Below are 19,102 nucleotides of genomic sequence, written 5' to 3'. Positions count from 1 at the left end.
AGGACGGGTGTTGTGTACTCGTTATGCCCGAGCCCCTGTCGTCCCGTCCGCCCCGTGTGCCCCTTTTTAGGTGATCCGGGTGGGTCTCTTTGACGCGCACGAGTGGGCATACGCTTCAAAAAGACAACAAAACCGGGCATTCTTCACCACGTGGCGATCTTGGACGTACGGCCCCGGCTGCTCGACGCGCTGACCGCACTGCGTGACCGCGTCGATGCCGCGCGGTTTCCGCTCCCCCTTCCCGGCGCCGACCGCGCTCGCCGCAGCCGTGCCGAGCTGCTCGCTCAACTGGACGACTACCTCGTGCCCCGGTTGCGCGCCCCTGAAGCGCCTTTGCTGGCGGTTATCGGGGGATCAACCGGGGCCGGCAAGTCCACGCTCGTGAATTCGCTGGTGGGGCGGCGGGTCACCGAGGCCGGGGTGTTGCGGCCCACGACGCGTACGCCGGTGCTGGTGTGCCATCCCGACGATCACCACTGGTTTGCCGGGCAGCGGGTGTTGCCGCAGCTCACGCGGGTGTGGGTGCCGACGCAAGGAGACCGGGCGGAGGGGGCGTACGACGAGGAGGAGCGGGCGCAGGAAGGGCCGGGGGCGCTGCGGGTGGAGACGGATCCGGGGCTCGCGCGGGGGCTCGCGCTGCTCGACGCGCCCGACATCGACTCACTCGTCGCCCGCAACCGCGATCTGGCCGCCGAGCTGATCTGCGCCGCCGACATCTGGGTGCTCGTCACCACGGCCACCCGCTACGCCGACGCCGTCCCCTGGCATCTGCTGCGTACCGCGAAGGAGTACGACGTCACGCTGGTCACCGTCCTGGACCGGGTGCCGCACCAGGTGGCCGCCGAGGTCTCCCGGCAGTACGCCGCGCTCCTCACCGCGGCCGGGCTCGGCGATGTCCCTCGCTTCACCATCCCCGAGCTCCCCGAGTCCGCGGGCGGCGGCAGCGGTCTGCTCCCGGCCACCGCCGTCGCCGCGCTGCGTGCCTGGCTCACCCAGCACGCCCAGGACCCGTACGCCCGTACCGTCGCCGCCGCCCGTACGGCCGCCGGGGCGCTGGCCTCGCTGCGCTCCCGGATGCCCGCGCTGGCCGGGGCGGCGGCGGCCCAGAACGCGGCGGCGGTACGGCTGGTGCAGCGGGTCGAGGGAGCGTACGGGGAGGCGGCCGAGCGGGTGCGGCGTGAGATCGCCCAGGGGGCGGCGCTCGCGGGCGCCGCGCTCACCCACTGGCACGGTCAGCCGCACGACAGCACACCCGATGAGCTCCTTACGGCACTCGCCGACTCCCTGGCCACCCTGTTGCGCAGCGCGGCCGCCGCGGCCGACGAGCGGGTCGCCGAGGCCGGGAGGCGGGATCCGGCCGCGCGGGCCGGGCTCGCGCCGTGCGACGCGCCCGGCGCCGCCGAACGGATCGGCGTGGCCGTACGGCACTGGCGGCGCTGCGTGGAGGAGCTGGCCGAGGAGGAGGCGCGGGCCCGGGTCGCCGAATGCGGCGGCACCTGCGCGCCGGAGGAGGTCGCCGCTCTGTTGATGGCGTCCCTTCTGGGCGGCCGCCGCGCCCGTAAGGCGGGCGAGAAGCTCGCCGAGACCCTGGGCGCCCATGGGGCGCTGCGCCTGGGCGACCGCGGCGGACGGCTGCTCGACGGCTGTGTCGGGCGCGTCCTGAAAGCGGAGCGGGACTTGCGGCTGGCGCCCCTGGACGCCCTGGACGTGACCCCGGACCACCAGGTCCAGCTGATCGCCGCGCTGTCCGTACTACAGAAGGAGAGGTGACCGAAGGTGACCGCCACTGAGGAGCACGGAGGAGGTCATGAGGCGGGGGCGCGGCCGCGCCAGACGTGGGACGACGGCCTGATCGCCCGGCGCGCTCAGCGGCGGACCGGGGGACGGGAGCAGGGTCGGGCCCAGGGCGGTTCGGCGGCCGGTGCGGACGTGGGGCCGACGGGCGCCTCCCCCGGCCCGACGGAGAGCCCACAGGGGGAGCAAGGCCGCCGGGAGCCGACGGAGGACACGGGGGCCGGGGAGTGGGCATACGGCGGCGGGTCGTACGACGCGTACGACCCGCGGGGCGTCTACGAACCCGGCGGCGCGTACCAGCCCGGTGGCTACGCGCCCGGCGCGGGCGCGTACGGCGGCGCCCGCAGCTTCACCATGGGCGCTCTGCGGCCTCGCCTGGACGCCCTGCGCCAACTCGTGGGGCTCTCCCGGACCCGGCTGGACGGGCGCACGCTGGCCGGGGCCGGGCGGGTGCTCGACGAGGCCGACGCCCGGGGACGGCATCCGCTCGGGCACACCGTCGTCGCCCTCGCCGGCGCCACCGGAAGCGGTAAGTCGACACTGTTCAACGCGCTCGCGGGGGCGCATCTGTCCGAGGCCGGGATCCGCCGTCCGACCACCGCCGCGCCGCTGGCCTGTGCGTGGACCGATCACGCCGACGGCCTGCTGGACCGGCTCGGCATCCCGGCGGCGGCCCGGTGCCGGCCGGCCCATCCGTACGACCCCGCGCTGCGCGGGCTCGTCCTTCTCGATCTGCCCGACCACGACTCGGCGGCCCCGGGGCACCGGGAGCGGGTGGATTGGCTGCTGGGGCTGGTCGACGCGGTGGTGTGGGTGGTGGATCCGGAGAAGTACGCGGACGCGGTGCTCCATGAGCGCTATCTGCGGCCGCTCGCCGGTTACGCCGAGGTGACCTTGGTCGTGCTCAACCAGGTGGACCGGCTGCCGGGCGAGGCCGCCGTTCAGGTTCTGGACGATCTGCGGCGGCTGCTGGACGAGGACGGGCTTGCGCTCGGCGAGCACGGGGAGCCGGGCGCGGCCGTCCTCGCGGTGTCGGCGCTGACCGGCGAGGGCGTCGGGGAGCTGCGGGAGACGCTGGGCCGGCTCGCGGCCGAGTGCGGGGCGGCCGAGCGGCGGCTGGCGGCGGACGTGGACGGCACGATGGCGCGGTTGCGGCCGCAGTACGTGGCGGACGGGGCGCCGGTCGGGTTCGGCGAGCGGGCGCGGGCGGAGTTCGAGGACCGGTTGGCGGAGGCGGCGGGCGCGGCGGCGGCCGGACAGGCGGCGGAGCGCGCCTGGCTGCGGGACGCGGCGTGGGCGTGCGGAACGCCATGGGGGCGGCTTGCGCGGGGGAGGGCCCTGGGGCGGGCGGGGAGCGCCACGCGGGCCGGGAGCCGGACGGACATCCCGGGGGCGAGGGGGCCGGCGGTGGAGGCGGTCACCGCACGGCCGGCGGTGGAGGAGGTCGTGCGGACGCTCGCGGACGAGGCGACGGCGGGGCTGCCGGGACCGTGGGCCCAGGCCGTGCGCGAGGCGGCCGCATGGGGCGGCAGAGGGCTTCCGGAGGCGGTGGACGAGGCGGTGGCCGCCGCGACGGCGGGTCGGCGCACGGCCCGGCCCGCCTGGTGGTCGGTGGTGGCGGCGGCGCAGGTGGCGCTGTTGGTGGTGCAAGTGGTGGGTGTCGTGTGGCTGTTGGGGGTCGTGGCGGGGCTGTTCGGCGGGGTGGAGGGGTGGATGCCCGCGCTGCTGACGACGGGCGGGGCGGCGGTCGGACCGGTGCTGGCGTGGTGTTGTGGGGCGGCGGCGCGAGGGCCCGCGCGCCGCCATGGGCGGGCGGTGGAGGCGCGGCTGCGGGAGGCGGCGATCGGGTGCGGACGGGCGCGGGTGCTGCGGCCGGTGGAGGCGGAGCTGGCGCGATACCGGGAGGTACGGGCGCAGTACGTCATCGCGGCGGGCGGGGGATGACGGGCTCTCACCCGGACGAGTGGCCCGGTTGTCCCCAACCGGGTGCTTGTGCACAGGGCCCGGCGGGCCTTCGCGATCCCGTGCAGCATGGACGGCGACGGCACGGGAGAGCCGCGAAGTCGATGGGGGAGGCGGGTCCGTTGAACGAGAGCTGGGTGACCGTGGTGGGCAATGCCGCGACGCGGCCGGACTTCTGGGAGACGGCGGCCGGGGTCGCGGTGGCCCGGTTCCGGCTGGCGGTGACGGTACGCCGGTGGGACCGCGGGCGCGACGCGTGGGCGGACGCGTACACGAGTTTCTATACGGTCTGGGCGTGGCGGACGCTCGCCGCGAATGTGGCCGGGTCGGTGTCGCTGGGCGAACCGCTCGTCGTCCACGGGACGTTGCGGGTGCGGGAGCGGGAGCGGGAGCGGGAGCGGGAGCGCGAGAAGGAGCAGCGTCAAGGAGACGTAGCGGGTGCGGGTGCGGGTGCGGGCGCGGCCGGGCGATGGATCACGGCCGAGATCGACGCGGTGGCGGTAGGGCATGATTTGTCGCGGGGTACGTCCGCTTTTCGGCGTGTTTCGCAGGCCAAACCTCTTCTAAACGCACCGACCGGGGCAACTTCCCATTGATGGACCGCGAGCGCGGGAGATTTGTCGATAATCCCAGGTCATGTGGGCTCTGGGTGGAGATAACGATTCCGATTCGGATCGGTTGGGGGCAGGTATTACCGGGGCTTGTGAGGTTCTTTCTCCCTAGGATCCGTGCGTGCCCAACAGGGGTTCCTGAGTTTTGAGTTCGCTGGCGAGGCGCACCTACTGACTGGCGCTCGCCCGGCGCTCGCCCAGAGGGGAAACCATGATTTCTGTAAGGAGGCGGGGCGCTGCCCGCCTTGCGGCCGCCGTGCTGGCGTCCGGTCTGGTCGCGGCGGGCGCGATAGCCACCGCATCCACCGCCGTCGCCGATGACGCGCCTTCGAGCCGGGGCGGCGCCACCGCCACGCTGAGCGGTCTGAAGACCTTCGACAAGGCCGTCATCCACGACAACGGCAAGAACCAGGAGGTCGGGGCCGGCCTCTTCGAGATGGCGGTCGACAACGGCGGCTCCATCCAGACGTACTGCATCGACCTGCACAACCCGACGCAGAGCAAGGCCCAGTACAACGAGAAGTCCTGGGGTCAGACCTCGCTGGCGAACAACTCCGACGCGGGCAAGATCAACTGGATTCTGCAGAACTCCTACCCGCAGGTGAACGACCTCACCGCGCTGGCCAAGGACGCGAACTCCGGTGCTCTCACCGAGAAGACCGCCGCCGCCGGTACGCAGGTCGCCATCTGGCGCTTCTCCGACCACGCGAAGGTCGACGCGGTGGACCCGGCGGCCGAGAAGCTCGCCGACTACCTCGAGAAGAACGCCCAGAGCCTCGGGGAGCCCAAGGCGTCGCTGAGCCTCGACCCGCCCGCCGTCTCCGGCAAGGCCGGTGACCGGCTCGGCCCGATCAAGGTCAGCACCAACGCGGACAGCGTCACCCTCACCCCGGGCACCGACGCCGCGAGCTCCGGCGTCAAGCTCGTCGACAAGAGCGGCAAGACGATCACCAGCGTCTCCAACGCCGGCGAGGTGTTCTTCGACGTCCCGGCCGGCGCCGCCGACGGCTCCGCCTCGCTGACCGTCCAGGCCGCCACCAAGGTTCCGGTCGGCCGGGCGTTCGCCAGCGACAGCAAGAGCCAGACCCAGATCCTGGCCGGATCCAGCGAGAGCACCGTCTCCGCCACCGCCACCGCGAACTGGGCGAAGAAGGGTGCGATCCCGGCGCTCTCCGCGGAGAAGGACTGCGCCAAGGGTGGCGTGGACATCACCGCGAGCAACAAGGGTGACGAGGCGTTCGCCTTCGAGCTGCTGGGCCAGAAGTACACCGTCGAGGCGGGTCAGTCGAAGACCGTCACCGCCCCGGTGAAGGAGGACCAGAGCTACAAGTTCACGATCAAGGGTCCGAACGGCTTCGAGAAGACCTTCTCCGGAGTCCTCGACTGCAAGACCGCCAGCAGCGGCGGCAGCAGCGACACCCCCTCCTCGCAGCCGAAGCCCGCGTCGGCCGGCGGCTCCACCGGCGGTGACACCACCGGCGGCGACCTCGCCGAGACCGGTAGCAGCAGCACCACCCCGATGATCGCGGGCATCGCCGTGGCGTTCGTCGTGATCGGCGGCGGCGCGATCTTCTTCGTCCGTAAGAAGAAGGCCGCCGCGGGCGAGTGAACCCTCGCGCCGCATCGCAGCACGTAGTGATCACTGACCACACACAGTGATGAAGGGCCGGGGCCTCGGAGAGGTCCCGGCCCTTCGCGTCGGGGCCAGGCCGGGCGGTCTTGGGCCGTCTCTGGGCCGTGCGGCGCTGCCGAGGCCGGCCGACGGCAACCAGCAGTGACAGATGAGCTACCCGAAGCAGCGGCGGAACCGCAGGTCAGAGGGATCTGGCCGGATGGGTTTCCGCCGCTGGCTCGCCATCAGGCAAGATGGGGTGTATCTGCCCTCACGCGGCCGGGCCGCCATGGACACCGCTGCGGGGCCGCACCTCGATACCTACCAGATTGCCGGACGGTTTCTCTTGGCTGAGTTCATCTACACCATGCGCAAGACGCGCAAGGCCCACGGCGACAAGGTGATCCTCGACGATGTCACGCTGAGCTTTCTGCCCGGCGCGAAGATCGGTGTCGTGGGCCCCAACGGCGCCGGTAAGTCGACGGTGCTGAAGATCATGGCCGGCCTGGAGCAGCCGTCCAACGGTGACGCCTTCCTCTCGCCCGGCTACAGCGTCGGCATCCTGCTCCAGGAGCCACCGCTGGACGAGTCCAAGACCGTGCTGGAGAACGTCCAGGACGGCGTGGCGGAGACCAAGGGCAAGCTCAACCGCTTCAACGAGATCGCCGAGCAGATGGCGACCGACTACAGCGACGCGCTCCTTGAGGAGATGGGCAAGCTCCAGGAGGACCTGGACCACGCCAACGCCTGGGACCTGGACGCCCAGCTGGAGCAGGCCATGGACGCCCTCGGCTGCCCGCCCGGCGACTGGCAGGTCACCAACCTCTCCGGTGGCGAGAAGCGCCGCGTCGCGCTCTGCAAGCTGCTGCTGGAGGCCCCCGACCTGCTGCTGCTGGACGAGCCCACCAACCACCTGGACGCCGAGTCCGTCCAGTGGCTGGAGCAGCACCTCGCCAAGTACGCGGGCACCGTCGTGGCCATCACCCACGACCGGTACTTCCTGGACAACGTCGCCGAGTGGATCCTGGAGCTCGACCGCGGCCGCGCGATCGGCTACGAGGGCAACTACTCCACCTACCTGGAGAAGAAGCAGGCCCGGCTCAAGGTCGAGGGCCAGAAGGACGCCAAGCGCGCCAAGCGGCTCAAGGACGAGCTGGAGTGGGTCCGCTCCAACGCCAAGGGCCGCCAGGCCAAGTCCAAGGCCCGGCTGACCCGTTACGAGGAGATGGCCTCCGAGGCGGAGAAGACCCGGAAGCTGGACTTCGAGGAGATCCAGATCCCGCCGGGCCCGCGGCTGGGCAATGTCGTGGTCGAGGTGGAGAACCTCTCCAAGGGGTTCGGTGAGAAGGTCCTCATCGACGACCTCTCCTTCACCCTGCCGCGCAACGGCATCGTCGGCGTCATCGGCCCCAACGGCGCCGGCAAGACCACGCTGTTCAAGATGATCCAGGGCCTGGAGAGCGCGGACTCCGGCAAGATCAAGGTCGGCGAGACCGTCAAGATCTCCTACGTCGACCAGTCGCGCGCCAACATCGACCCGAAGAAGACGCTGTGGGCGGTCGTCTCCGACGAGCTCGACTACATCAACGTCGGCCAGGTCGAGATGCCGTCCCGCGCGTATGTCTCGGCCTTCGGCTTCAAGGGCCCGGACCAGCAGAAGCCGGCCGGGGTGCTCTCCGGCGGTGAGCGCAACCGCCTCAACCTCGCGCTCACCCTCAAGCAGGGTGGCAATCTGCTGCTCCTCGACGAGCCGACCAACGACCTCGACGTCGAGACCCTCTCCTCGCTGGAGAACGCGCTGCTGGACTTCCCCGGCTGCGCCGTGGTCGTCTCCCACGACCGCTGGTTCCTCGACCGCGTCGCGACGCACATCCTGGCGTACGAGGGCGACTCCAAGTGGTTCTGGTTCGAGGGCAACTTCGAGTCGTACGAGAAGAACAAGATCGAGCGGCTCGGCCCGGACGCGGCTCGTCCGCACCGTGCCACCTACAAGAAGCTGACCCGGGGCTGAGTGAATGGCCCGCCATATCTATCCCTGCCCCCTGCGCTGGTCCGACATGGACGCGTTCGGCCACGTCAACAATGTGGTCTTCCTCCGCTATCTGGAGGAGGCGCGCGTCGACTTCATGTGGCGGCTGGCGCCGGGGAACGGCTCCGACGCGTTCACCGGCGGCGTGGTGGTGGCGCGGCACGAGATCGACTATCTGAAGCCCCTCGTCCACCGGCACACCCCGGTGACCATCGAGACCTGGGTGACCGAGATCCGTGCCGCCTATATCAACCTCCGGTACGAGATCAAGGACGAGGAGGCCCTGTATGTGCGGGCCGCCACCCGTATCGTCCCGTACGACCTGGCACAGGGGCGTCCACGCCGCGTCACGCCCGAGGAGGAGAGCTTCCTGAAGGCGTACCTGGAGCCGGTGGAGACGCCGGCGAAGGCAGGGAAGAAGGGCCGGCGGCCGGAAGGGGCCGTCACGGTATGACGGTCTTCCGCCATGAGCTCCACTTCACCGACGCCGGGGAGGCGGCCGATCTCGCCGCCTTCCTGGCCCGGCTGATCCATTACGACCGCGCCGCCGCGGTGCGGCTGCAGGCCGGCGCCGGCGTGCTCGCCGTCTTCGGCCGGCCGCCGTCCTTCGAGGTGCTCGCCATCCGTACGGCGCGGCTGGAGGCCACCGTGACGGAGGGCGCGTCGGGGACGCTGGACACGACCGTCTCGGCCGGTGAGTTCGCGGACGCGGTGGACACGGCGCGGACCGCGGCGGCCGACCGGAACCCCTCCGAGGGCCTGGCGGGAGGGCTTGTCGTCACCGTGCCGGAGGCCGTCACCGGTCCGCCGTGGGCCGGGGTGCTGCCGCCGCGCGGCGGCTGGCGGCGGGTGAGCGGTCTGCCGGGCGCGGACGAGGTGCGCGGGGCGGTCGCCGCCGCCGTCGCCGAGTTCCGCGCCAGGGACGAGGCGCTTCCCGAGGAGCGCCGTACGCGCGCCGAGCGCGACCGGATCGGCCATGAGATCTGGTCCCGTACGCTCGGCGAGACCGGGCTGCCGCTGCGTGCCGTGCACGCGGCCCAGTCGCTGGGCTTTCTGCGTCCGGTGCGGGTGGCGGCGCCCGTCACCACCACACCGGGCTCCAGCGCCGTCACCATCGTGCCCGAGCCCGCGCCCGAGCCCGTGGCCGAGCCGCTGGCGGTGCTCGCCGCGGGCGGCTGGCTGCGGCTGCGGACGCCCTATGGCTCGATCGCGGCCCGTACGTCGGGCTTTCCCGGCCTGTCCGTGACGCCTGCCTGACCGGGCGGGCTCAGCCCTCGGCGTTGATCATGGAAGCGGCCGCGTAGGTGAGGTAGTTCCACAGCTGGCGCTCCAGGTCCGGGGCCAGCTCCAGCTCGTCGACAGCGTCCCGCATATGGCGCAGCCAGGCGTCGTGTGCCGCGCGGTTCACGGTGAAGGGTGCGTGGCGCATGCGCAGCCGTGGGTGGCCGCGGTTGTCGCTGTAGGTGCGCGGGCCGCCCCAGTACTGGATGAGGAAGAGCGTCAGCCGCTCCTCGGCCGGGCCCAGATCCTCCTCGGGGTACATCGGCCGGAGCAGCGGGTCCTCCGCGACGCCCTGGTAGAAGCGGTGCACCAGCCGCCGGAAGGTCGGCTCGCCCCCGACCTGCTCGTAAAAGGTCTGCTCCTGAAGTGTGCCGCGCGGAATCTCTTTCACGCCTCCATGCTCTCAGACCCTCCGGAAGGGGAAAGGGGGCGTGGGTCGCGGCCGGGAGGCGGGCGAAGGAGAGTGGACTCATGGGCAGCACGGGCGGTAGTACGCGCAGCGCGCCGGGCACCACGGAGCGTATGGACCTTACGACCGATCCCTACGCCTCGGCGGCCGCCGAGGCGCGGGCCGGGCTGCTCGGGAAGATCGTGGCGGGCGGCGGGCTCACGGATCCCGCCTGGCGGGCGGCCTTCGAGGAGGTGCCGCGCCATCTGTTCGTGCCGTATTACTACGAGGCGGGCGGGGCGGGCGGTGAAGGCGGGGCGCGCGGGGCGGCGGCCTACACCCGGCTGTGGCGGGACGACCGCGATCCGCTGCGCCGGGCCCGGTGGCTGGCCGGTGCCTACGCGGACGCGCCGCTGGCGACCCGGTTGCGGGACGGTGAGCTGATCTCCTCCAGCAGCCAGCCGTCACTGATGGCACGGATGCTCCACGCGCTCCAGGTGCGGGACGGGGACAGCGCGATGGAGATCGGCGCGGGGAGCGGCTACAACGCGGCGCTGATCGCCCATCGGCTCGGCGACGCCCACGTGACCACCCTCGACCTCGACCCGGAGATCACCGAGGCCGCCCGTAACCATCTGGCCGCGGCCGGATTCCGCCCGGCGGTCGTCACCGGCGACGGGGCGCGCGGCTGCCCCGCGCGCGCTCCCTACGACCGGATCATCGCGACCTGCGCCGTGCCGTCCGTACCCCTGGCGTGGCTCGGGCAGTGCCGGCCGGGTGCGCTCATCCTTGCCCCGCTCGCCACCGGGCTGGTCGTTCTGCGGGTGACCGACGCCCGGCATGCGGAGGGGCGGTTCCTGGCCACGCCCGCGTACTTCGTCCCGCTGCGCGGCAGCGGCCCGCCGCCCCCGGTGCCCACCCATGGATTGCCGTCCCGGCCGCTGCTGGACGACTCGTTCCGCTTTCTGCTGAACGTGGCCGCGGGCCATATGGAGCCGGTCGAGGCCCTCGCGCTGTGGGAGCACGAGGGCAGGCCGGGGCGTGAGCGGTACGGGGTGACGGTGCGGGGCGAGCGCCAGTGGGCCTGGCTGGACGAGCCGGAGGGCCCCTACGCCTGGCCGCTGGGGCCCGCGGTGGCGGGTGCCTGACGCGGTCAGGCACTCCCATCGGGACCCTCCTGGCCCTGAGGCGGAGACCCGGCCGTCCTAAGCGGTTACGGCGAAGTCAAGTGCTGATCCTTCTCGGCGTCCAAGCTCTCGGCCAGGCCGAACGGCGAGGGATCAGCGGCGAACTTCACCGCATCCGCTTAGCCGCGGCGCACGGTGATCGTCGTCCAGGCGCCGACATGGACGCGGTCGCCGTCCTGGAGCGGAATCGGAACATACGGCTGGATCGGCTCCTCGCCGCCGTTGATCGTGGTCCCGTTCGTCGAGTCCTGGTCGACGACCGCCCAGGCGCCGTCGGGCTGCTGGACGAGCACCGCGTGCTGATGCGAGACACCCGGGTCCTCGGGCGGGCGCCCCAGGTCGATGTCGGGGGCCTCGCCGGTGCTGTGGCGGCGCCGGCCGATGGTGATCTGCTGGCCGTTGAGCGGCAGCTGCTGCTCGGGGGAGTAGGCCGGGAGATTGAGGCCGGCTGCCTCCGGACCGCTGCGGTGCATCATCGCCATGAAGTACTCGCGGTCCGGGCCGACGATGGCGACCCAGCTTCCGCCGGACGCCGGCGCACCGCCCTGCCCCTGGTCCTGGCCGAAGGGGGACGGCGGGGTCGAGTGCGGGGGCGGACCCGCGTGCTGCTGCGGCGGCGGGGGTCCGGGCTGCGACGGCGGGGGTGGCGTGGCGCCCCGGTACTCGTCGGTGCCGAACGGCGGGGCGGGGGGCGCCGGGGCCTGGTGCGCCTGCGGGTAGCCGTATCCGTACTGCGGCGGGGGCGGAGGCGCGGCCGGGCCGGGGCCCGTAGCGCCCTGCGGCGGGGGCAGCGTCCAGTCGTCGTTGCCGAACGAGGGGCCCGAGGGCTGTCCCGGCTCCGAAGGGGGCAGCGGCTCCGCCGGGCGGTTCATCTGGGACGGGCGCGACGCCTGGTACTCGCCGCCCTGCGTCGGATGCGGCGGGTGCTGGGCATGCGGCGGAAGCGGCTGCGGCGCCCCGGGCGGACCGGCCTGCGGCGGCCCCGGCTGGGGCGGGGGCGGCGGGGCGAACCCGCCCTGCGGGGGAGGCGGCGGGGCGAACCCGCCCTGGGGTGGCGGCGGGGCGAACCCGCCCTGGGGCGGCGGCGGAGCGTACGAAGTGGGCGTCTGCGTCAGGAAGTTGAAGCGGCACTCCTCGCAGAACGGAGCCTGCGCCTCACGTGGCGTACGGCACTGCGGGCACAGCTCCACCCCGTAGCCGGCGTCCGGCTGCGGCGCGGGGTAGCCATAGCCCCCCTGGCCGCCGGGCGGCGAGGGCGGCGGGCCGCCCGGCCCTGGGCCGTAACCACCCGGGGCGCCCGGCATCGGCGGAGGCGGCGGTGGTGGGGCGGCGCCCGTGGGCATGGCTGTCCCCGACATTCGGTGGCCACACACCTCGCACCAGTCGTCGGCCGCCGATTGATGGCCGTTCGGGCAGGTCGGCATGTCGGTGCTCCCCCTCGTGTGCCGTTCTTGGCGTTCTCTGCCGTAACGTGCGGTTTCTTGTGCTACTTCTTTACGCGAACTGTCTTCGTGGAGCGCGTTTCGAGTGTCATCTCGTCCGCCTCCGCAACCTTCGCTTTCAATCGCACAGTACCTGTCGCCGCGTCGACGACGTCCACCACCTTCGCCAGCAGTCTCGCGGTGTCCTCGTTCCCCGATACGCTCGCCAGCTGTACGGCCCGGCCGAGTTTCGCGGTCGCCCCCTCGATATCGCCCGACTTGCGGGCATCGATGCCCTGTTGGATGACCTGGGCCAGTTCGGCCTGGCCCGTATAGTGCGCGACCTGCGGGTTCATCGAGGTGGAGGCGGCCATGTCGTCCGTCCACACCGCCCGCACCAGCCCTTGTGACAGCGGGGGCGGAGAACTGCCGTCGCCGTCCGGCCGCGGCAGGACCAGGGACACCCGCGCCGCGAGCATCTCCCGGCCGACCTCGGCCGCGGGCACCCGTACGCACAGGTGGTAGTCGCGGGACTCATCGCCCCACGACCCCGTCGGGTAGTCGCCCGCGCGCCGCCCGGCGTCGGTGCGCCGGGCGGTCAGATCCTCGACCGTCGGTGCGACCTGTTTCACAAACGCGACCTCGGCGCCCATCGGGGTCCACAGCCGCAGACTGACGTCGGCGATCTCCTTGCCCATCGCCGTCGCCATCATCCGCGTGAAGTCCGCGGTCAGTGCGGCGGGGTCGGCCACGATATCGGCCGTGCCCAGCAGGGCGGAGGCGATCCCGGTGACCTCCTTGACCTCCCAGTCCGTGCCCACCCCGCGGGCGTCGCAGGTGAAGCGGCCCGCACAGGCGTCGAGCGCCGCCCGCAGAGCCTCGGGCTTCTCGTGCTCGTTGCGGCCGTCGGTGAGCAGGATGCCGTGCCGGATCGGGACATCGGCGGAGGCGAGCAGCCGGTCCGCGAGCATCAGCCAGGTGCCGATCGCCGTACCGCCGCCCGCGCTCAGCGTGCGCAGCGCGTCCTTGGCCTGGGCGCGGGTGAGCGGCTCGGCCGTGGCCAACTGCCCGTTGCCCGGGAAGACCTCGACCGCCTTGTGGGTGCCCGCGACCACGGCGAAGGCGACGCCGTCGCGCACCGTGTCGATCGCGGCGGCGGTCGCGTCCCGGGCGTTGCGCATCTTCGTCGGCGGATAGTCCATGGAGCCGGAGCAGTCCACCATGATCACCACGGCCGCGTGGGCGGAGGTGGGGCCCCGCTCGTACGCGGCGGGGGCGAGGACGGGGGCGGGGATCGGTATCCCTCCGGTGGTCCCGCCGCCGGTCGAGGTGACCGTGACGATCGCGTTCACCTCGCGGCCTCCCTCCGGGAGGTACTCGTTCTGGTAGACCTCGACCGAGAACCGCGGCGCATGGGACTTGGAGAACGTGGCCATCTGATCCGCTCCTTGGCGCTCCATATGGATATATGGGCCTGTCGACAAAAAGGTGAGAGCAGTGGCGTCCGCAGTGCCGCCCCCGCCGTACCACGGCGGGGGCCCGCGACCCCCCTCGGACCGTCAGGCGGATCCTGCCCTGCCCGGCGGGGCGGGGAACGGCACCACCGCCACTGTTACGTTGTCGTGGCCCCCGCCGCCGAGGGCATGACCCACCAGGACCTGGGCGCTGTTCAGCGGCCGGGCCCGGGCGTCCGGCGGCACCGCGCGGGCCATCTCCTCCGCCGACTCGGCGTAGTTCCACAGTCCGTCGGTGCACACCACCACGACACCGGGCCGGTCCGGCTTGAACGTCGCGGTGTGCGGCTCCAGTTCATAGGCGTCCGCGCCGAGCCAGCCGGTGATGGCGTGGGCGCGCTCGTCCGCGTACGCCTCGGCCTCCGACATCAGCCCCGCGGCCACCATCTGCGCCGCCCAGGAGTCGTCCTCGGTGAGCCGGGCGGCCGGGGCCATACGGTCGTCCGGCACCCAGTAGGCGCGGCTGTCCCCGATCCAGCCAACGGTGAGGACGTGGGAGGTGACCACCGCGCTGACGATGGTGCAGGCCGGTGCGTTCTGATGACGCTGCTGATGCTCGTCGTGCGGGCCGGCCGCACCCGTCTCCGCTGCCAGGGAGTTGACCGCCTCGGCGGCGGAGACGATCGCCTCGTTCATGGCCTGCTGGGGGTGGGCGCCGCGGGGGAGCGCGGCGAGCAGCGACTCGCCCGCCGCATGGGCCGCGGCCGCTGAGGCGTCGTCGGGGCGGGTGGCCGAGGAGACCCCGTCGCAGACGACCGCGACGACGGCCGGTGAGCCGTCGGGCAGCGTGGCGGCGGACACGGAGAACGCGTCCTCATTGCGGTGATGGCGCAAGCCCCGGTCGCTGGCGGCCGCGACGCCCTCCAGCTCCCGCTCCATATGGTCGCGTTCACGAGCCTGGGCGTGCCCGCAGTGCTCGCAGTATCCGTCCTGGTCGATGGTGCCCTCCTGGCACGCGGCGCACCGGGGGCGGCCCGTGCCGCCGGACAGCCGGGGGCCGGCCCCGGCGCCGGTGCCCGTGCCGCCGCCCGTGCTGGTGGTTGTGCTGGTACTGGTGTGGGGAGCCGCGGCGGGCGCGGCGTGTGCGCCGAGGGCCGCGGCGGCCCTCGGGTCGGCCACCGGCGCGTCCGTGCCAGGGGGCGCCGCGGGGGCCGGTGCCGGGGCGGCCAGCGGGTAGTCCTCCGGCTCCTGGTCCGGCTGCCGCTCCTGCCGCGCCGCCCCGGCCGCCGGTGGGGCCGGGGCCTGCCCGGCCGCCTCCTGCGGCTGTGCCGTACGGGCCGCCGCCGACAGGTCGGCGCCGCACCCGTCGCAGTAGCGGTCCCCCGACTCCGGCGGCTCTTCACAGGTCGGGCAGGCTGGCAGCCGGTGCAGCTGCGGCATCTGCGACATCGATCACACCCACGTCCTGGGGCGGAAACGGTTGGCCCGCTCCACCAGTTCGATCCTTTCCTCGCCGCGCTGCGCGAGCCTGGCGAGTACCCGGTACGAGCGCTCCAGTCCGAAGCGCAGCCCGCGCTCGTCCAGGCTGCTCCCCAGCAGGGGCGCCCGGGTGTGCCCCGGCGGTGCCCCGCTGCTGCCGGACAGTACCCAATCCAGGGCGCTGCCCAGCACTTCCGTGCGCAGCCGCTCGCGCCGCACCGCGTCGAGGCCGAACTCGCCGAACCGCTCGACCTGCGCCGCCGAGGCGGCCAGATCGGCCAGCAGCGCGTCATGCGGGGCGCGCTGGCGCAGCCGGGCCCGAACGGCGGCGACCCGCGCCGCCGTGTAGTGGATGGACGACTCCGGCACCGACTCCAGGGCCTGGACCGCGCCCACCCGGTCGCCCGAGCACAGCCGCACCCGGGCGAGCCCGAAGGCGGCGCTGACGAAGCTCGGGTCGGTGGACCACACCAGCCGGTAGTACTCCGCGGCGTTGTCCAACTGGCCGAGCACCTCGGCGCAGACGCCGAGCGCCAGCTTTGGCGCGGGCTCGCCGGGGAACGCGTCGTAGACGGCGTCGAAGGAGAGCGCGGCCGTCTCGTGGTCGCCGGTCGCCAGCGCGTGCAGCCCGCGGTACCAGACGATGCGCCAGTCGTCGCTGTACGCCGCCTCCAGACCGGTCAGCGCGACGCCCGCCTCGTGCGTCTGTCCCATCTCCAGCTGGGCGCGCACCCGGCGCAGCCGCAGCTCGGGCGAGTCGGTGGGCGCGGTCTGGAGCGCGGCGCTCAGCTCGGCGGGGGCGGCGGCCAGCAGCCCGGCCAGAAAACCGGCGTTGGGGTCGGCCGGGTCGACCAGCGGCACCGGCAGCGCGAGCGCGGTGGCGCGCCCCTCCAGCGGGGCGATGGCGGGCAGCGGAAGGGCGAGCGGCCCCGGCGGCCGGGCGGGCCCGGCGGCGTTTTTCTGCGCGGTGGCGCCCCGGCCGGTGGCCCGCGCGCCGAGCAGGGACGGATCCTGGCCGTCCTCGGCGAACAACTCGGTGTCCACGACCCGCGTCTCCGGCCCGAAGAGCGTCGACAGGGCGGGCCGCGGCCGGCCGGTCTGGAGCGCCACGACCTCCCGCAGCACCCCGGTCAGCTGGTCGGCCATCTCCTGTGCGGAGGCGAACCGGCGGCCCGGATCCGGGTCGGTGGCCCGCACCAGCAGCCGGTAGAAGGATTCATAGCGCCGGAAGACCTCGATGTTCTCGGGGTCGGGCAGGCTGTCCGCGAAGACGTTCGTATAGCCCTGGAAGTCGAAGGTGAGCACCGCGAGCGTGCGCGCCACCGTGTAGAGATCGGAGGCGATCGACGGACCGGTCTCCGAGATCTCGGGCGCCTGGTAGCCGACCGTGCCGTAGATGGCGCTGTCCTGGTCGTCCATGCGCCGGACCGCGCCCATGTCGATGAGTTTGAGCTGGTCCTGCTGCTGAATGGCGTTGTCGACCTTGAAATCGCAGTACAGCAGATTGCGGCTGTGCAGATGGCCGAGGGCCTCCAGCGCCTCGATGCCGTACGCGCACGCCTGCTCGACCGGCAGTGGATCGCGCCGGCCGTCCGGGGTGCGGCGGCCGTTGGCGATGTCTTTGAGCGACTTGCCCCCGACGTACTCCATGACGATATAGCCGTCGAGGCTGCCGGTGCGCTGGTCGAGATGTTCCACGAAGTTGTAGATGCGGACGATGTTGGCGTGCTCGATCTCGGCCAGGAACCGGCGCTCGGAGACGGCGACCGCCAGCGCGTCCTCGTCGCCCGTGTCCAGCAGGCCCTTGAGGACCACCCAGCGGTCGGAGACCGCGCGGTCGATGGCCAGATAGATCCAGCCGAGGCCGCCATGGGCCAGACAGCCCGCCACCTCGTACTGCCCGTGGACCACATCGCCGGGGCACAGCTTCGGTACGAACGAGTACGGATGGCCGCACTTGGTGCAGAAGCCCTCGGTGCGGCCCGGCCGGTCGCCGCGGGCCCGGCCGACCGGCGCGCCGCAGTCGCCGCGGCTGCAGAACCGCTTCCGCTCGGGGACCTCGGGGTTGTCCAGGACGGCCGTCCGTGGATCGGGGCGTGGCACCTCCGGCACGCTGACCAGCCCGGCCCCCAGCGCGTTCCGCCCGGAGGCGGACGAGGAGGAGCGGGAGTTGCGCACCGAGACCGAACGCGACGAGGACCGCCCCGACAGGGAGCGGGCCAGCCGCCCGGACACCGACCGCCGGGACGACGAGGAGCGCGAGGAGCGGGAGGACGGCTGGGAGTGAGAGGAGGCCGGGGAGGACGAGGAGCCGCCGCCCCGGCCGGCACCGGCGACACCGGTGGGCGGTGAGCTCACCATCCCGCGCGGTGAGACGACCGGCGCCATCCCGCAGACGTCGCAGTACAGCTCGCCGCCGCCCACGTCCTCGTACGACCCGCCGCAGTCACGCCGCTGGCAGGCGACCGCCTCACTCATGCCGCGCCCCCTTTGTGCTCTGGTCGGCGGGGTCCGACTGGCGCGGAACCAGCGCCTCGGCCGCCGCCTGCTGATAGCGCAGCACGGCCTGCTCGGCCACCCGCAGATCGCACGGGGCGCTCCACAGCATCCGGCGCGCGAGGTCATACCGCTCCACCAGCAGCGGATCCTCCGCCATACCGTGCCGGGCGACCTTCGCCTTGTACGCGTCGAGCCGGCCGCGCAGCTCGGCGCGGACCGCGAGCGGCGCGGTCACCGCGGTCAGGGACTCCCGGGCGCGCAGCAACTCGTCGTCGGCGCGCTGCTCCAGCCTCTCCAGCAGCGGGGAGAGCCGGTGCCACTGGGAGCGCCTGCGGTAGTCGGCGGCGGTCACCAACTGCTCGTGCAGCGCGGTGGGCGGACCGCTGACCGCGGGCACCTCGGACGCCGCGATCTTCGCGAGCACCTCGCCGCGCGCCTGCCGCGCCTCGGCCAGCGTGCGGTCGGCGCGGGAGAGCACATCGCGCAGCCGCATCAGCCTCCGCTCCGCGTCCTGCCGTACGTCCAGGACCGCCTCGATCTCGCGCCGTACGTCGTCCAGGGCGCGGGCCGCGCGGTCGTAGCGGGTGGTGTCGGGGCTGCCGCCGCCGGGCGCGGAGCTGCCGGTGGCCGGCTTCCAGAAGGCGAGCGGATCGGAGACCACCTCGGCGCGCAGCACGGTCAACTCGGCGGTGATCTGCTCCAGATCGTCGCCCGAGGGGTGCTCCCCGGGGCGCACCCCGACGGAGTGCGCCAGCGACCTGGTGCGGTGCAGCTCGGCCGCCAGCATGTCGATCCGGGCGGGCAGCGCGGACCATACGGCGTCGGCGGTGACGATGACGTCGAGGGCCTCGGCATACCAGCGGTTCATCCGGTCGACCAGCTGGTTCAGGCTCAACTGCTCGCTCAGTAAAGGGGATCCGGTGAGGGTGGCGCTGCTGGGCAGGGTGATACCGGGGCCGCGCAGCAGCTCGGTGAGCTCGGCCAACTCGCCGGGCGAGGGCCAGCGGTGGCGGGCGCGCACCTCACGGGCGCTGTGGAGCGCGTCCGTATAGGCGTCGAAGTAGCTCCACAGGAGGGAGATGGCCTGCTCGGTGGTGGCCCACCGGTCCTTGGTGACGCCGGAGAGCTCGGCGCCTTCGAGGAGCCTGCGGCCCGCGTGGTCCTGGAGGGCAAGCAGTGAGGACTCGATCGCCTCGTGTTCGGCGGCGAGCTTGGCCAGCGCGCGGTCCACCTCCTCGCGGCCCATGGCCGGACCGTCGGGTGTCCCCGCGGCGCTGGGGAAGGATCCCGGGACCCCCATCGATCACCTCTCCGTGTCCGTATCCGTTTCGTGATCCGTCTGCAGCGTCATCCCTACGCGTGTGAGCCGGGCGCTAATCCTTGCC

14 protein-coding genes are annotated in these 19,102 nt (G+C 72.9%); 8 read left to right on the top strand and 6 right to left on the bottom strand.

Going from position 1 to position 19,102, the window contains the following annotated elements:
- Nucleotides 1-159 precede the first annotated feature (159 nt).
- From ABZU99_RS33290 to ABZU99_RS33260, 7 genes are all read left to right on the top strand, one after another.
- Complete coding sequence (locus ABZU99_RS33290; protein WP_356049849.1) at nt 160-1,770, top strand: dynamin family protein; 1,611 nt, start codon at nt 160-162, stop codon at nt 1,768-1,770.
- 6 nt (nt 1,771-1,776) lie between these two features.
- Nucleotides 1,777-3,738 (top strand): GTPase, encoded by a 1,962-nt coding sequence (locus ABZU99_RS33285; RefSeq protein WP_356049817.1) that lies wholly within the window; start codon nt 1,777-1,779, stop codon nt 3,736-3,738.
- A gap of 140 nt (nt 3,739-3,878) precedes the next feature.
- Nucleotides 3,879-4,352: a single-stranded DNA-binding protein gene (locus ABZU99_RS33280; protein WP_356049819.1), complete on the top strand. Its 474-nt coding sequence runs from the start codon at nt 3,879-3,881 to the stop codon at nt 4,350-4,352.
- A 226-nt stretch (nt 4,353-4,578) separates the two neighbouring features.
- Nucleotides 4,579-5,976 carry a Cys-Gln thioester bond-forming surface protein gene (locus tag ABZU99_RS33275; protein ID WP_356049821.1) on the top strand — a complete coding sequence of 466 codons (1,398 nt, stop codon included), beginning with the start codon at nt 4,579-4,581 and terminating at the stop codon, nt 5,974-5,976.
- Nucleotides 5,977-6,325: 349 nt separating this feature from the next.
- The gene (ettA, locus tag ABZU99_RS33270) at nt 6,326-7,990 is read left to right on the top strand and encodes an energy-dependent translational throttle protein EttA (RefSeq protein WP_355953037.1); all 1,665 of its coding nucleotides are present in this window, start codon (nt 6,326-6,328) and stop codon (nt 7,988-7,990) included.
- 4 nt (nt 7,991-7,994) lie between these two features.
- On the top strand, nt 7,995-8,462 hold the full coding sequence (locus tag ABZU99_RS33265; RefSeq protein ID WP_355952978.1) for a thioesterase family protein: 468 nt from the start codon (nt 7,995-7,997) through the stop codon (nt 8,460-8,462).
- On the top strand, nt 8,459-9,265 hold the full coding sequence (locus ABZU99_RS33260) for a hypothetical protein (protein WP_356049823.1): 807 nt from the start codon (nt 8,459-8,461) through the stop codon (nt 9,263-9,265). Before ABZU99_RS33265 ends, ABZU99_RS33260 begins: the two co-directional genes overlap by 4 nt.
- 10 nt (nt 9,266-9,275) lie before the next feature.
- Here ABZU99_RS33260 and ABZU99_RS33255 read toward each other — a convergent pair whose 3' ends face one another.
- Nucleotides 9,276-9,680 carry a globin gene (locus ABZU99_RS33255; protein ID WP_355952984.1) on the bottom strand — a complete coding sequence of 135 codons (405 nt, stop codon included), beginning with the start codon at nt 9,678-9,680 and terminating at the stop codon, nt 9,276-9,278.
- 131 nt (nt 9,681-9,811) lie between these two features.
- Between ABZU99_RS33255 and ABZU99_RS33250 the strand changes: the two genes are divergently transcribed.
- Complete coding sequence (locus tag ABZU99_RS33250) at nt 9,812-10,825, top strand: methyltransferase domain-containing protein (protein WP_356049851.1); 1,014 nt, start codon at nt 9,812-9,814, stop codon at nt 10,823-10,825.
- A gap of 158 nt (nt 10,826-10,983) precedes the next feature.
- Here the strand turns inward: ABZU99_RS33250 and ABZU99_RS33245 are convergent, their stop codons facing one another.
- The 5 genes from ABZU99_RS33245 to ABZU99_RS33225 form a co-directional block, all read right to left on the bottom strand.
- Nucleotides 10,984-12,288 carry an FHA domain-containing protein gene (locus ABZU99_RS33245; protein WP_356049825.1) on the bottom strand — a complete coding sequence of 435 codons (1,305 nt, stop codon included), beginning with the start codon at nt 12,286-12,288 and terminating at the stop codon, nt 10,984-10,986.
- Between the two features lie 62 nt (nt 12,289-12,350).
- The gene (locus ABZU99_RS33240) at nt 12,351-13,721 is read right to left on the bottom strand and encodes a VWA domain-containing protein (RefSeq protein ID WP_356049827.1); all 1,371 of its coding nucleotides are present in this window, start codon (nt 13,719-13,721) and stop codon (nt 12,351-12,353) included.
- Nucleotides 13,722-13,844: 123 nt separating this feature from the next.
- A complete protein-coding gene (locus ABZU99_RS33235; RefSeq protein WP_356049829.1) occupies nt 13,845-15,188 on the bottom strand; it encodes a PP2C family serine/threonine-protein phosphatase in 1,344 nt (447 codons plus the stop codon).
- Nucleotides 15,189-15,191: 3 nt separating this feature from the next.
- Nucleotides 15,192-17,696 carry a tetratricopeptide repeat protein gene (locus ABZU99_RS33230; RefSeq protein WP_356049831.1) on the bottom strand — a complete coding sequence of 835 codons (2,505 nt, stop codon included), beginning with the start codon at nt 17,694-17,696 and terminating at the stop codon, nt 15,192-15,194.
- On the bottom strand, nt 17,689-19,017 hold the full coding sequence (locus ABZU99_RS33225; protein WP_356049833.1) for a hypothetical protein: 1,329 nt from the start codon (nt 19,015-19,017) through the stop codon (nt 17,689-17,691). Before ABZU99_RS33225 ends, ABZU99_RS33230 begins: the two co-directional genes overlap by 8 nt.
- Nucleotides 19,018-19,102: the final 85 nt, after the last annotated feature.

Origin of the sequence: Streptomyces sp. NPDC005266, from assembly GCF_040607655.1 — a bacterium.
Lineage (GTDB): Bacteria > Actinomycetota > Actinomycetes > Streptomycetales > Streptomycetaceae > Streptomyces.
Note: the sequence above shows the minus strand (reverse complement) of the source record. Positions and strands in the feature narration are given on the sequence as shown.

Excerpts from the sequence above, each read along its gene's own strand:
- ABZU99_RS33275 (WP_356049821.1), top strand. The coding sequence starts at position 4,579 with ATGATTTCTGTAAGGAGGCGGGGCGCTGCCCGCCTTGCGGCCGCCGTG.
- ABZU99_RS33265 (WP_355952978.1), top strand. The coding sequence starts at position 7,995 with ATGGCCCGCCATATCTATCCCTGCCCCCTGCGCTGGTCCGACATGGAC.
- ABZU99_RS33260 (WP_356049823.1), top strand. The coding sequence starts at position 8,459 with ATGACGGTCTTCCGCCATGAGCTCCACTTCACCGACGCCGGGGAGGCG.
- ABZU99_RS33250 (WP_356049851.1), top strand. The coding sequence starts at position 9,812 with ATGGACCTTACGACCGATCCCTACGCCTCGGCGGCCGCCGAGGCGCGG.
- ABZU99_RS33245 (WP_356049825.1), bottom strand. The coding sequence starts at position 12,288 with ATGCCGACCTGCCCGAACGGCCATCAATCGGCGGCCGACGACTGGTGC.
- ABZU99_RS33240 (WP_356049827.1), bottom strand. The coding sequence starts at position 13,721 with ATGGCCACGTTCTCCAAGTCCCATGCGCCGCGGTTCTCGGTCGAGGTC.
- ABZU99_RS33235 (WP_356049829.1), bottom strand. The coding sequence starts at position 15,188 with ATGTCGCAGATGCCGCAGCTGCACCGGCTGCCAGCCTGCCCGACCTGT.
- ABZU99_RS33230 (WP_356049831.1), bottom strand. The coding sequence starts at position 17,696 with ATGAGTGAGGCGGTCGCCTGCCAGCGGCGTGACTGCGGCGGGTCGTAC.
- ABZU99_RS33225 (WP_356049833.1), bottom strand. The coding sequence starts at position 19,017 with ATGGGGGTCCCGGGATCCTTCCCCAGCGCCGCGGGGACACCCGACGGT.